The sequence below is a fragment of the Rhodococcus sp. EPR-134 genome, from assembly GCF_001647205.1.
Classification (GTDB): domain Bacteria; phylum Actinomycetota; class Actinomycetes; order Mycobacteriales; family Mycobacteriaceae; genus Rhodococcus_F; species Rhodococcus_F qingshengii.
This window is the reverse complement of record NZ_LVCT01000786.1, coordinates 1-14059: the sequence shown is the minus strand read 5'-3', so window position 1 is coordinate 14059 and position 14059 is coordinate 1. Positions and strand designations below refer to the sequence as shown.

At 62.3% G+C, this 14059-nt stretch carries 12 protein-coding genes and 1 pseudogene; 4 read left to right on the top strand and 9 right to left on the bottom strand.

The window, feature by feature from the left end; all coding sequences use genetic code 11:
* Nucleotides 1-464: pseudogene (locus A2J01_RS33650) on the top strand (class I SAM-dependent methyltransferase); the annotation flags it as partial.
* A gap of 43 nt (nt 465-507) precedes the next feature.
* Here A2J01_RS33650 and A2J01_RS33645 read toward each other — a convergent pair.
* From A2J01_RS33645 to A2J01_RS33610, 8 genes are all read right to left on the bottom strand, one after another.
* On the bottom strand, nt 508-1260 hold the full coding sequence (locus A2J01_RS33645; RefSeq protein ID WP_064114418.1) for a MerR family transcriptional regulator: 753 nt from the start codon (nt 1258-1260) through the stop codon (nt 508-510).
* A gap of 75 nt (nt 1261-1335) precedes the next feature.
* Nucleotides 1336-2823 (bottom strand): flavin-containing monooxygenase, encoded by a 1488-nt coding sequence (locus A2J01_RS33640; RefSeq protein WP_064114417.1) that lies wholly within the window; start codon nt 2821-2823, stop codon nt 1336-1338.
* On the bottom strand, nt 2820-3740 hold the full coding sequence (locus tag A2J01_RS33635; RefSeq protein WP_064073408.1) for a hypothetical protein: 921 nt from the start codon (nt 3738-3740) through the stop codon (nt 2820-2822). The genes A2J01_RS33640 and A2J01_RS33635 overlap by 4 nt, the downstream gene beginning before the upstream one ends.
* A gap of 1 nt (nt 3741) precedes the next feature.
* Nucleotides 3742-4653 (bottom strand): SDR family NAD(P)-dependent oxidoreductase, encoded by a 912-nt coding sequence (locus A2J01_RS33630; protein ID WP_064114419.1) that lies wholly within the window; start codon nt 4651-4653, stop codon nt 3742-3744.
* Nucleotides 4654-4822: 169 nt separating this feature from the next.
* Nucleotides 4823-5752 (bottom strand): allantoinase PuuE, encoded by a 930-nt coding sequence (gene puuE / locus A2J01_RS33625; protein WP_064073410.1) that lies wholly within the window; start codon nt 5750-5752, stop codon nt 4823-4825.
* 16 nt (nt 5753-5768) lie between these two features.
* Nucleotides 5769-6755, bottom strand: a complete 987-nt coding sequence (gene alc, locus A2J01_RS33620; RefSeq protein WP_064114416.1) for an allantoicase — start codon at nt 6753-6755, stop codon at nt 5769-5771.
* A gap of 3 nt (nt 6756-6758) precedes the next feature.
* Nucleotides 6759-8003, bottom strand: coding sequence for a DUF6986 family protein (locus A2J01_RS33615; RefSeq protein WP_064114415.1), 1245 nt, complete (start codon nt 8001-8003; stop codon nt 6759-6761).
* A 62-nt stretch (nt 8004-8065) separates the two neighbouring features.
* On the bottom strand, nt 8066-10093 hold the full coding sequence (locus A2J01_RS33610) for a CocE/NonD family hydrolase (protein ID WP_064114414.1): 2028 nt from the start codon (nt 10091-10093) through the stop codon (nt 8066-8068).
* 140 nt (nt 10094-10233) lie between these two features.
* On the opposite strand from A2J01_RS33610, the gene A2J01_RS33605 reads away from it, so the two are divergent.
* The 3 genes from A2J01_RS33605 to A2J01_RS33595 all read left to right on the top strand — a co-directional run bounded on the left by A2J01_RS33605 (nt 10234) and on the right by A2J01_RS33595 (nt 13708).
* Nucleotides 10234-11157, top strand: a complete 924-nt coding sequence (locus tag A2J01_RS33605) for a pseudouridine synthase (RefSeq protein WP_082901003.1) — start codon at nt 10234-10236, stop codon at nt 11155-11157.
* Nucleotides 11158-11232: 75 nt separating this feature from the next.
* Nucleotides 11233-12768 carry a CYTH and CHAD domain-containing protein gene (locus A2J01_RS33600; RefSeq protein WP_064114412.1) on the top strand — a complete coding sequence of 512 codons (1536 nt, stop codon included), beginning with the start codon at nt 11233-11235 and terminating at the stop codon, nt 12766-12768.
* 49 nt (nt 12769-12817) lie between these two features.
* Nucleotides 12818-13708, top strand: a complete 891-nt coding sequence (locus A2J01_RS33595; protein WP_047271050.1) for a universal stress protein — start codon at nt 12818-12820, stop codon at nt 13706-13708.
* A gap of 54 nt (nt 13709-13762) precedes the next feature.
* Here the strand turns inward: A2J01_RS33595 and A2J01_RS33590 are convergent.
* On the bottom strand, nt 13763-14059 hold a 297-nt coding region (locus tag A2J01_RS33590; RefSeq protein ID WP_197494356.1), incomplete at its 5' end, for a VIT1/CCC1 transporter family protein.

Sequence of the window (14059 nt, the reverse complement as noted above, 5' to 3'; positions counted from 1 at the left end):
TCGCCGATCCGGACGAGCCGCCGCTACCGTTCGCCGATTCGGCTTTCGACCTGGTGACCAGCCGACACCCAGCGACGGTGTGGTGGACCGAAATCGCGCGGGTACTCGAACCGGGAGGAACGTACTTCGCTCAACATGTGGGTCACGCCAGCGTGTTCGAACTGGTCGAGTACTTTCTCGGTCCTCAGCCGCAGGCTTGTCGCGGACGGCACCACGAGGACGAAACTGCCGACGCGATTGAGGCCGGGCTCACCGTCGTCGACCTTCGTTTCGAGCGTCTGCGCATGGAATTCTTCGACATCGGCGCCGTTGTCTACTTCTTACGCAAGGTGATCTGGATGGTTCCGGGATTCACCGTCGCGCAGTATCGGGACCGGCTCCGCGAACTCGATCAGCAGATCCGTCGCGACGGATCTTTTGTCGCGCACTCGAGTCGATTCCTGATCGAGGCACGCAAGAGCTGAGCGCACCGCGACGGGCCGCACATCCCGAACGTGATCGATGCTGCTAGTCGGACTCGTCGGCGTCGCTCCGCGAGCCGATCGCAGCGGCAAGATAGTCGCCGAGTTCACGCTGAAGGTTCGCGTCGAGTGCCCGGGCCAGTGCCGAATGTACCGACGCCACACCGAGTTCACGCATCGTCTGGAGCATCTCGGCTGTTCCGGCAACCTCGTCGCCCTCCGGGAGCCAACCGACCCCGTGCTGATCGACGATGCGATCCTTCGCCGCCTGAATCAGGTCTTTGGCGATCCCGTCCACAGCGTTGTGAAGCTTTTCGTGCACATCGACCAGTTGATCGAGAGTGAAACCGTAGTCGAGGAGACTCGAAAATCCGCTGAGCAAAGCAGGATCGGTGAAAACGCAGTTCTCTCCTTCGATCTGTACCAGTCCGCGATCTACGAGACGATCCAGTTGACCATCTGCATCTCCCCCGAGAAACTCGCGTACGACGGCCATCTCGATACTCACGGTGTCGCTGCGGGACCATGGTTCGGTGACCGCGTGCTGCAGACCCAGCACCTCTGTCAGGTCTTTCCCGCTTTCCCACCCGGTGATGAAGTCGTCGATATGCGCAGTGGTGAAACCTCGTTGAAGAAGCGTGTCGATCAGCTTGAGGCGTTCGAGGTGCGCGTCGCCGTAGATGCCTACCCGCCCACGCTTCTCCGGCGGAGGAAGCAATCCACGTTCCTGATATGCCCGTACATTCCGCGAGGTGGTGCCCGCAGCGCGCGCTAGATCGTCGATGCGGTACTCGGTCACCGCCTCGTCTCCTCTGCCGCGTCGGTCGTCACGATTCCAACTTAGTGGCAACACCAGGCCGATCAGAACCCGGGATCAGGTCTGCGCGGTGTCTTTCTCACGCACCGTGCTCGTGTAGTCCCGAAGATCCACCGATTTCAATTGGTTCACGTACTGGGTCGCGAAACCGGGAAACATAGTGGCATTGAATCCTTCGTCGGTGAGATACCAACTCGAACATCCCGAGTTCCACGTGGTCTTCGACAGCCGACGCTGCAACTCGACGTTGTACGCATCTTCGACATCTTGACGAACATCGAGTGCCTTGAGGTCGCGCTCGAGAACGATCTTGATCGCTTGGGCGAGATAGTCGAGTTGCGCTTCCATGTACACAAGGGCGGAGCTGTGCCCCGGACCCGAGTTGGGTCCGAAGGTGAAATACAGGTTGGGATAACCGGATACCGCAATACTCTTGTACGCACGCGCCCCGGATTTCCACTCCTGAGCGCGCACACGTCCGTCCCGGCCGATGATCGGGACCGGTGTTCCGGTCTTGCAAACGTCGAAGCCGGTGGCGAAGACGATGCAGTCGAATTGATGCTCGATCCCTTCGACCGTGCGAATGCCATGTGGCGCCAATCTCGCGATCGGCCAGGTCACGAGTGTGCAATTGTCTTGCTGGAGAGCCGGGTAATACTCGCTGGTCATCAGCAACCGCTTGCACCCTGCCCGAAAGTCGGGAGTGAGTTGTCGCCGCAACCACGGGTCCTTCACCTGCATGCGCAGATGAAGACGCCCGACTGTTTCCACCACCCTCGTCAACGGGGATTCCCACACCACCCCGAGAGCTACCGATTCGTGTCCCCAGTACCAAGCCCGACGCGCCAGAGTCTGGACGACCGGATGACGACGGTACAGATCCTTCGTGCGAGATCGGGTGCGTAGGTTTGCTCGCGGCAATGCCCATCCCGGTGTTCGTTGGAAAACCTTCACTGATCGTGCAGTTTTCACGAGTTCAGGGACGATCTGGACGCCACTGGCCCCAGTTCCGATCACTGCGACCCGCTTGTCGGTGAAGTCGTAGTCATGGTCCCAGCGAGCACTGTGAATCTTGTGTCCTTCGTAGCTCTCCAAACCCGGAACAGCGGGAAAGCTGACGTTCGCCAGCGGACCGGACGCCATGACGACGGTCCGGGCAATGACCGCTTCACGGCCCTCGAGCGCGATCGCCCAGACACCTGTCTGCTCGTCCCACTCGACGCCCGTGACGTTGCACCGAAACCGAATCTTCGGCTCGAGGCCGAACTCTTTCACCATCGTTCGGATGTAGCCGAGGATCTCCGCGCTGGCCGAGTAGGTGTGCGACCAGTCCGGGTTCGGGGCGAAACTGTACGAGTACAGACGGGACGGAATGTCGCACGCAGCTCCCGGATACGTGTTGTCGCGCCACGTCCCGCCGACCTCCGTGCCGCGTTCGAGAACGACGAAGTCCTCGATACCGTTCTGCTTCAACCGAATCGCCGCTCCGATTCCTGCGAAACCTCCACCGATGATCGCCACTGACAGTGGCTCGGCAGTACTCATGCGAGTGGCTCGTACGTAAGTTCCTTGGCCCAGGTCGGCTCGGAATTGAGCCTGCTGCCGGAAAGTCGGCCAGTGACCTTGACCATCCGATCGGCAAGCAGATGGTAGGGATGGTTGCGATTGATGACCATGTTGCCGTGCCACTTCACCACCCGATACATCGGGACGCGGAGCGCGGCCGGACTCCGTTCGCCTACGTTCCTGAATCGCTTCATCGCGGTGTAGAGCCGTTCCTCGTTCACTCCCATGTCGACGATGTTGTCGCGCATCTTGTTCAGCAGCGGGATGTAGCGAAGTGTCCCGATGATCAACGCCGGATTCATCCAGGCGCCGACGGTTTCGACAACGAGCTTGCGCGTCGTCGAGTGCCCGAGCATCTCGATCACCGCAAAATCGACCGCCAGATGCCTGGACTCGTCTGCATTGATCTTCTTGAACACAGCCTGACAGACCGGATCCTCGATCTCGTCCATGATGAACTTGACCAGGGCTCCGTCGAGCGCCACCTCGAGCATCGGTATGACGGTCCCGAGAATCGAGAGCGACAAACCGTCGGAATGCTTGTCCAGCCAGTCGATGACGAGCTTGACGTTGATGTTGGGCTCGGGCATCTCGTCGCCGTCGAGCATTCCCCACCGACGCATCAGCGCGAGTTCGGCGTTGGCGTGCTTCTGTTCCTCGGCGTGGAAATGCCGATAGATGTCTCGGAGAGTTCCAGTCGGCGCCTTGAGAGCCATCGCAGCGAAGCCACGGGCACCAACGTTCTCGATCCACATCAGGTCCGACATGAACGGTTTCAGCTTCGCATGAAGCTCTGGACTGATCGTCTCGGCGCCCGGAGCATCCCAGTCGATGTCCACCAGAGCCCACTGGCGGTCCTTGATCTTGTGCAGCATGCCGTCGAAATCGAAGGACATGTCACGCTCCTTTCGTGCTCGGCGAGTTCGTCTCCGGCGCCGCCGAAGTTCCAGATGATCCCGACTTCTGTTTCGGTGCAAAGCGATTGAGAACTCCACAGCCCCACGTGTATGCAACGGGTAGATACCGTTTGAGTCGCCAGATCACCTTCGCATCGAACTGCGGCACCACGTAGAGTCGACCCTTGTCGTAGGCGTCGAGAGTGGTGACGGCGATGCGCTCCGGCGAATAGCCGGTTCGCCGCATCAACGCTTGCGCCAATTGTGTTGCTTCCGCGGTGATTCGGCCGTCGAGAGCAACATTTGTCTTGACGAAGGTCGGACACAGCACCGTCACCCGCACTCCCGTACCGGCAAGTTCAGCGGACAAGGTCTCCGAGAGCGACATCACGGCGGCTTTACCGACGTTGTAGGGCGCCATCAGCGGCGCAGCCGCAAACCCAGCAGCCGAGGCCACGTTGATGAATCCCCCGGCGCCGCTCGCACGCAGTTGTGGAGCAAATATCTCACAGCCGTGCACGACACCCCACAGATTGATCCCGAGTGCCCACTCCCAATCGTCGAAACCGATCTCGCCCACCGGTTTTCCACCGATACCCACCCCGGCATTGTTGATCACCAGCGAAAGCGGACCCGCAAGTTCGAGTTCCGCGAACAACGCCAGGTCCTGAACCTGCTCACGAATTGACACATCGCATTTGACGGCGTGCGCGGTACCACCGATCTCATCGATGAGTGCCACTGTTTCCTTGGCCCGTTCCAGCGAGATATCCGCGCAGATCACCTCACCGCCTCTGCGCGCCAACTCCAACGAAAAGGCACGGCCGATTCCGCTGCCGGCGCCGGTCACCACTGCGCGGGCATTGTGGGACAACTTCGATCCGCGGTTCTTGGTCGGTTTCTTGGTCGGCACCGGTCGGATCACCTTGAAGACGCTTCGACTGCTGTGTGTTTCTCCATCTCCAAAGAGTCATCCACAACCGTGCCAGTTGTCAATGGCCTAGAATTCGATGGCGGAATACGCGGCAGTCGAACCAGTACCCGGACTGCTCGAATGAAGTCTTTTGTCGACCGACCGTGATCTAAACGGGGTGCGCGGTCTTCCAGTGCTCGGCGATGTCGATGCGCCGCGCGATCCAGACCTTCTCGCGTGACTGCACGTGGTCCAGAAATCGCTCGAGAGCGGCCGCACGGGCAGGGCGGCCGACTATGCGGCAGTGCAACCCGATCGAGAGCATCTTGGGCGATCCGGCCGTCCCCTCCGCATACAGCACGTCGAAGGCATCGCGTAGGTGCGCAAAGAACTGATCACCGCTGGGAAATCCTGCGGGAGAGGCGAAACGCATGTCGTTGGTGTCAAGGGTGTACGGAACGACCAGGTGCTTCACCGATTCTGCGCCACGCGGAACGTCGACCCAGTACGGCAGATCGTCGGCGTATGAATCGGAGTCGTAGACGAAGCCGCCGTGCTCGACCACCAATTCGCGGGTGTTCGGTGAATCGCGCCCGGTGTACCAACCGAGGGGCGCCGAACCCGTCAGATCTCGCAGAATCTGCACTGCCTCGGCCATGTCTGCGCGTTCGCGCTCGATGTCCACGGATTGGTAAGACTTCCAACGTAATCCGTGGCACGCGATCTCGTGGCCCAACTCCTGAAAAGCACTGACTGCTTCGGGGTTCCGCTGCATCGCCCGCGCCACCGCAAAGACTGTGAGAGGCAGGTTTCGCCGCTCGAAGGTTCGCAGTACACGCCACAACCCGGCCCGGGAGCCGTACTCGTACAGCGATTCCATGCTCATGTGTCGATTCGGAAATGCCTCTGCCGGAGTCATTTCCGACAGAAATGTTTCCGAAGCCGCGTCCCCGTCCAGGACGTTGTTCTCGGCTCCCTCTTCGTAGTTGAGCACGAACTGAACCGCTATCCGCGCGTCGCCGGGCCAGTGCGGATGCGGCGGATGAGGGCCGTACCCCACCATGTCCCGGGGATAGTCGTCGCGCGGATAGTCGCTCATGCCAACAACTTTACCGTCAGCGCCCGGAGATCACAGCGCGAGCAGCGTCGGTGAGTACGCCGAAGACTCTCAGCCGCGCCAGGCCACCGTCCGGGAAGATGTCCAGGCGAACATCGGTGACCTGGACTTCGGAATCGATCGGAAAGCGATGGCGCGTATCCGGACGCAGCGTCGTGCGCGGCAACAGTTCGATCCACTCCCCCTCCGACGTCCGCCCGGTCAGAGCGCCCTCACCTGGACTGTTTCCGAGGAAGTACGAGGTGTCGATCTCGACGAAACTCAGCACGCCTTCACCCGCGAGTTGTACTTGCACCCAGTCGTTTCCGTTGTCGCGGCGCCTGGCGGTCTCCCACCCGTCACCCATCGAAGCAGCGCGTCCGGGAAACAGGATGTTCTGCGGTGAGCTGTAGAACATGTTGGAGCAATCGGTCACGCGGCCACCGTTTTCGAGTGCTGCGAGGTCCAACGGTCCGGCATCGAGGAAACGCGGGTCCGGCCGCGCTTCGCCGTGAACACGGAATCTCGCCACGCCGCCGTCCGGGTAAATGGTCAGCTTGACGTGCGTCCACCGCTCCTCCGACGCCACCGAGAACGGATTCTCCGAGTCACCGTGCACGGTCGAGCGCTCGACGATGGTTGTCCACTCGCCGGATCCGGCCAGGTCGGCGGGATCCGGATACCCGTCGACCAAGATTGCTTCCATCGAGATCTCGGGCGGGTAATTGCCCTTGAACCACGCGGTGTCGACCACGACGCCTCGCACCACTCCGGGAACACCGAGTCGAACGATCGCCTCGTCATGGCCTGCCACCCGGCGGCGACGCGTCTCCCAACCGTCGTACACCTGCCCCTTGTGACCGAACGTCGCCGGCTGGTACCCGGCCTTGCCTGGGCGGATCAGGGCCTCACGCTCGGCAAACGCCTCGTCGTTCGCCCAGATGACGGCTCCGCCGAGGGTGCGCAGTGCGAGATCGGGCAGCAAGGTGAATTCGGTGGTGCTCATCGGTCAGTGTTCTCCTGTGATCGGTGTGGTGCGTCCTACGAGGTGACGGAGTGCGTTGGTGTCGGCGCTCGGGGCGAGTCGGAGAACTTCGGATTCCGGATAAGCCCCCGCGTCGAGCCCGCGCAGTACCACCGCTGCGAGCGCCTGGGCGGTTGCAGGTTCGTCCATCACGTCGCCACCTTGGCGTCCCAAGTACGACTGGATGCGCGGGGCAGCGGCGCCGAGCGCGTTGCGATAGAAGCCGAACGTGGCGAGCCAGCGGGTGACCAGATGCCCGGGGTGCATGTCCCACCCCTGGTAGTAACCGCGTTCCAGGGACCGCGTGACGAGGCGATGGTGCCGAGTGATCGCGTCGCGGATCGCCGTGGCGCTCCCGACAGGCGCGACCTGAGTCGACCCGTCGCACACCCAGACACCGGTCTGCGCGGCAGCAGCCAACATGACAGCCTTTGCGTGGTCTGCCACCGGATGTTCGAGCGACTGATGACGCGATGCAATTCCGCAAGCTGCACTGTAATCGTAAGTGCCGTAATGCAAACCGGTCAGACGACCGGCACCGCGATGGATCGCCTGAGCAACTGCCACCGTTCCGTCGGCCGCGATGACCGCCTGCGGGCTCTCGATCTGCAACTCGAACCGAAGCGAACCGAGCTCGAGTCCGTGCGCCTTCTCCAGCTCTTCGCAGAGCAACACCGTCGCCGTGACCTGCTCCACCGCGCGCAGTTTGGGAACGGTGAAGACAAATCCGTCCGGCACTCCGCCGGCCGCGTCGAGCACAAGCTCGAGCGTCCTGATCGAGCGCCGACGCTCACCGGCCGGCAACCCCTTGAGCCTGATGCCACTCCAGTTCGGCCCGGCAGGATCAGCGCTGAGCCCGGCAAGCGTCTGTCCGGCCGACGTCGCTGCATCGTCTTCTTCTTCGTCGCTGCGGCGTCCGTACCCGTCCTCGAAATCGATCCGAAAGTCTTGGACCGGCTTGCGGCCGAGTTGAACTCGCACATCAGCGAGCGCATTCTCCGTGTCGAGATCGGCGAACACATGAGCATGGGAATCGAGAAGCGCGATCGCCTGCTCACCCCAGAGTCGAGGGGTGTCGACGGTTGCATCCGCGGCACTGACGTAAATCGTGTGCACGGGTTGGATCTCGTCACGGTTTCCCGGGTACTGCGCCGCGAGCCGCTCGTCCACCGGATCCAGAAGTCCGTCCAGACGATCGTGGACGGCGGCGGAGAGTCGGGATTCTGTCATCGGACGATCTTCTCAGAACGTCCGCGAGCCCGCAGGTTCTCACGCCGCCGATCCAATCCGAGTCAGCGGCCCCCGACGAACGGAACGTTGACGAAGCTCGGCCGGTCTGCAGCCAACTCGATGTGCTGCGGTTTGAGTTGGCTGTCGGCGAGCATCGGGCCGAGCGCCAGGTATCGCGGCACGCTGGCAGCGTAGACGTCGACGCGGAGCCGGTGCCCCGGTTGCAGCACTGCGTCCGTCGGGAGCATGTTGATGTCGACGGTGGTGACCTCACCGGGAACCACCGGCTGACGCGTGTCGATCGTCAGATAGTGGTGCGGTTCACTGTAGTCACCGTTGGCCGAGCGAGTGCTCTTCGAATCGTCGACTGCCCGCAGCGACGCAGTCAGAGCGCCGTTCGTGATCGATGTCGATGTTCCGTCCGGTGCTACGTCGTTGACCGTCGCTGCCCAGAATCCGTCCGTCGCGTCCAGGACGGTCTCGAGGTGGACGTTGATCGGGCCCGAGAGTGAGGTCGGCTCCGTCACTGCCTCACCGGTGAACGTCAGGCCCTCCGCTTCCTGGAATCGGGAATCCTTGGAACACGTCGCACCGAGCACCACGGAGATCCCGGCAGTTCCCTGAGTTCCGTCACCGGAGCAGAAGCCTCGCAGTCCTGGTGCGACTGTCAATCGCGCTGCGGCACTGGGCGGGTCATTCGTCAGCGAACCGTCGTACGCTGCGTGGGCGGCAGTACCGCTGGGCGCAGAGTTCAGATACATACGTTCGTAGCTCGCACCGGCTCGCGGGAACTGATCGTCCGTGATCCATCCGCCGCCTTGCTGGAACATCGTCACCGGACCGTAACGATCGATTCCGTTGTCGATGCCCTTGAGCCACTTGTCGAACCACGCACGTTCGAGTACGTCGAGGCGCGGCGGCGCACCGTCCTTGCCGAATCCTCCACCGGGAGTGACGTGATAGCCGTTCCCCATGATCAACTGCTTCTGCCCGGGCGGCAGATCGATTCCGTTGTAGATCCGCGGCTCACTGTTGGCGAAGATGTCGTGCCAACCGCCGTAGACCATCGTCGGAACGGCGATGTTGCCGACGTCAGCGGCTCGGTCCTGATAGAACTGCCCGTCTTGCGCGACTTGCAGAGTCGACGGCGACACGTCCTCGATTCTCTGAGCCGTCATCGCTTGCACCAGTTCAGGAATCAGCGTTCCCGGATCCTCGAGGCGGCTCGCCAACCACAGGGGATCGAAGTTTCCTTGCAGGATGTCCTGAACGTTCGGGATGAGTTTGAGCCCGTTGACCGCGGTCAACCACAACGGCATGAACCCGACTCCGAGGCCGCCACCGGTTCCGACGATGTCGCGCAGCAGATCGTTGCCAGGTTCGACCGGGAAGATCGCCTTCAGTGCAGGTGGATTGTTGCTCGCCGCCTGCACCGAGTTGATCGCGGAGTACGAGATGCCCGCCATCCCTACTTTCCCGTCGGACCATCCTTGCTTGCTCATCCAGTCGATGACCTCGACCGAATCCTGTTGCTCGCGCTTACCGAGCACGTCCCAATTACCTTGGGAGAAGCCGGTTCCACGTGCATCGACCACTACCTGCGTGTATCCGTTCTGGACCAGATCACGGTTGACGCCGAGAACCCTGGCGCCTCCGCCGGCGATGACGCCCGTCAACTCCGACACTCCGTCGAACGGCGCCGCGAGGTCGAGCGAGTTCGCAACGTCCATCAGCGTCTCACCGACCTGCGGGATCGACAGAGCTGAATCCACCAGTGTGTCCAGCAGTTTCGTGTACGGCGTGATGTTGAGGACCGATGGCGTCTTCGATTCCACGGCCCGCCCGGATGCATCCGCCGGTCGGTACACATTCGCTTGCAGAACTGTGCCGTCACTCATCGTGATGGGCACGTCCCACTCGATCGAGACCCCCGGATACTGCGGCGTCGCCTCCGTTGCCGCGAGCCAGGCCTGCCCGTCCGACCCTCCCGTCGGATCCGCAGAAGCGACGGCGCTCGGCACCGCCAATCCCACGACGCACAGCCCCACCGCAATCGTTGTCGACCTTCGACGTAGAAGTCGTGTCCTCACGAAAACCCCAATTTTCTGTTGTGATGACCCAGCCCTGCCCCCACGACAGTGACCGGTGTCACGAACTTACCGGATAGTAACTTCCGTCCCATATGTCGTCAATAGGTCTGAACGCCGACCGGACGGCTAGCTTTGAAGATGTGTCACGATCACCGCTTCCCGTCCGCGACGGCCTGAACCCGAGTCGCATCCGTCAGCCAGACGACGGCATGTGGACGACGACGCTCGACTACCTGCTCGAACGGTTCCCCCAGGACGCCGTCCGATTGCGCGAGAAGGTCGCAGCCGGGGAGGTCGTCGACGAGAAGGGTGTCGGAATCACCGAGACGAGCGCTTTTGCTCCCCGGCGGTTCGTCTACCTGTACCGCGACCCTCCCGTCGAAACGCGGGTGCCGTTCGAGATCGACATCCTCTATCGGGACGAGAACATCCTGGTCGTGGACAAACCGCATTTCCTGGCGAGCACCCCGCGCGGGCGATACATCGCCGAATCGGCGTTGGTCCGCTTGCGTCGGGACCTCGAACTACCGGAGCTGAGTCCAGCTCATCGCCTCGACCGCGTCACGGCGGGACTGCTGCTGTTCACCGTGCATCAGGCGGCCCGGCGCGACTACCAGACCATGTTCGCCGAGCGCCGCGTCGCCAAGGAGTACGAGGCCATCGCGCGTCTCGACGCTCAGGTGAGCACCCCCGTGGTCGTGCGTAGTCGCATCGTGAAAGAACGCGGCGTGCTCAAGGCCGCGGAGATCGAGGGCGAACCCAACAGCGAGTCGCGGATCGAACTGATCGAAACGCGAGACGGCTTCGCGCGGTACCGGTTGACTCCCCATACCGGCAAGACCCATCAACTTCGGCTGCACATGAACTCGCTCGGGCTCCCGATCCACGGCGACAACTTCTATCCCGACTTCTACGACGTTGCCGCAGAGGATTATTCGAACCCGCTGCGCCTGCTGTCGAAGGTTCTCGAGTTCGAGGATCCGAAGACCGGCCGGCTGCAACGGTTCGAAAGTCGGCGGACCCTGTCCTGGCCGGACGAATCAGGCCGTGGCGACTCGCCGTAGGGACCCCGGACCCTTCCACTGCGCCTCCGATACCGGGAGGATGGAAGCGCAGACCGCACCGCAAGAGGAGACCAGATGAGCAAGACCGCCGTCGTACCCGAAGCCGTACGGGAGATCGAGCGCAAGTACGAGGCGCCGGCCGAGCAGGAAGTTCCCGCCTTGGGCGGACTTCCCGGTGTTGTCGGCGAACCGGTCCACGACTCGATACAGCTCTCTGCCACCTACTTCGACACCGCGGACTACCGGTTGCTGGCCGAGAAGATCACGCTGCGCAAGCGTGAGGGTGGCGACGACGCGGGGTGGCACATGAAACTTCCCGCAGGCCAGGACACTCGAACCGAAATCCAACTTCCCCCGGACGAGAGCACCGATGTGCCCTCGCCGCTGTCGAGTCTGATCCGGGCGATCATTCGCGGTCACGATCTGGTGCCGGTCGCCCTGATCATCACCGATCGGGAGCGCACCAGGCTCAACGGCGAAAACGGTGTGCTGCTTGCCGAAGTGGTCTCCGACACCGTCATCGCCTGCAAGGCAGACGGTTCCGGAGAGTCGACGTGGCAGGAAGTCGAGGTCGAACAAGGCGCAGGCGGGCAAGAGCTGGCCGATGCAATCGAGTCGGTTCTACTGGACGCCGGGCTGGAGCGCTCTGCGAGTCCGTCCAAACTCAAACGAGCACTGGGCACGTCGGTCACACCGTACGCCGGTCACGAGGTCACCTCGGGCAAGGCGTCGAATCCGCGGATCTTGTTGCGTAATTACCTCATCGAACAATTGCGCGCACTGGTCGCCGCGGATCTCGGCACGCGTCGGGCCGACGACGAAGCCGTTCACGACTTCCGGGTTGCGGCACGTCGCATCCGCAGCGCTCTGCAGTCGTACGCCGGCCACTCCCCCAAGACCGACGATCTCATCACGGATCTGCGGTGGATCGGTGGAAAGTTCGGTGACGCCCGCGACGTCGAGGTCCAGTGGGAGCGTCTTGTGGAACGCCTCGGCGAAATCGACGAGATGCCCGAGCGAGAAGCTGTGCGAGCTCGAATCGACGAGTTCTTCTCTGTACGTGGTGAAACCGCCCAGGAAACAGCCCTCGAGGCGCTCGATTCCGAGCGATACACCACGCTGCTCGATCGCCTCGACGAGTACGTCGGCGACCTCGAATTCGACACCGCCACCCACCGCGTCGGAAAGAAGGCATCGGCACGAGAGTTGGCCCATACCCTGCGGCACCTGGCACACAAGGTCGGTAAGCGGGTCGATCACGTCTTCGATGCCGATACCCGCACCGAGCATGACGAGCGAATGCACCGCGCCCGCAAGGGAGCCAAGCGGATGAAGTACGCGATCGAGGTCATGGAACCCGTGTCGAAGAGCCGAGCGAAGCGTGCACTGAAGCATTTCAGCCACTTCCAGGATGTTCTCGGCGAGCACCAGGATTCCGTTGTCGCCCAACATCATCTACTTGCAATGGCAGCCGAGCAGGAGCATACCTCGCTCACCAGTTTCGGATTGGGCATGGCCTACCGACGAGAACTGGAAATAGCCGACGGGCAATCGACCCTGCTACGCAAGACGTGGAAGGAAGCCGTGAAGTCAGCATCGTCACTCTGGTGACGTCGCTGTAACCAGTCGACCGATCTCGATCATTTCAGAGGGAGTAGACATGAACACACTTGCAGGACACCAGGATGTCGTCGCCGGTATCGACGGATCCGAGGCCTCGACGGCGGCGGCCCGGTGGGCGGCCTCCGTCGCGAACGCGGTCAACTCACGACTGATTCTGGCGCACGCCCTGCCGCAAGAGGGCCCGATCTACAGTCCCGCTGCAGTGATGTTGCAGTCACAGTTCCTCAGTCAGATCCGCGAAGACGGCGAAGCGATCGTCGATGCCGCCGCCACGGTGATTTCGGCCGAATTCCCCGAACTGACCATCGAATCCGAGATCGCGCCAGGGCCGGCGTCGACGCATATCCTCGAATCCTCGGGTACCGCACGCCTGATCGTGATGGGGTCGACCGGATCGGGCGCACTGCGCTCACGGCTGCTCGGATCGACCGCACTGAAGGTGGCCAATCATGCAACCTGTCCGGTCACCGTGTGGCGTGGTTCGGCGGAGAATCCCGGTCCGGATCAGCGTCCCGTCATCGTCGGAGTCGACGGAAGCGCGTTGAGCAAGAAGGCCGTCGAGTACGCGTTTCGTTATGCCGATCAGTTCGACGCGCCGCTCATCGCGGTCCACACCTGGCAGGGCTCGTCCACCTTCCGCGAAGGCGGAGCGGGAATCCTGATCGACTGGGAGGCTGTCGAGCAGGAGGAATCGGCGCTACTGGCGGAAAATCTAGCCGGTATGGCCGACCAGTACCCGGACGTGCCGGTCACCCGCATCAGTGAACCCGGTGCCGCTGCTCCCGTCATGCTCAAATACGCCGACGACGCACAGTTGATAGTTGTCGGAAGTCACGGCCGCAGTGCGATGGCGGGCGCCGTGATGGGCTCCACCAGCCAGAATCTGCTGCACCATGCGCCAGGGCCGGTCATGATCTGTCGCGCCTGAATTGCTGTGCGCCTTTATTAACCCCCCGCGGTTAATAAAGGCGCACAGCAGGGGTCAGGCGAGACCCGTGCCTACCAACTGACCTACTCCGTACGTCACGGCCATCGCCAGCGCGCCGCCGATCACCACGCGTAGCACCGCTCTGGTCTTGCGAGCTCCGCCGAGCGTCGCGCTGATCGTCCCGGTCAGCGCAAGTGCGATCAGCACCGCGAAAAATGCGATAGGGACGCGGATGCCTGTCGGCGGCACCAGAATTGCGACCAACGGGATCGCCGCGCCGATCGTGAACGAGATTGCCGACGAAATCGCTGCATGCCACGGATTGGTGAGATCGTCTGGATCGATACCCAA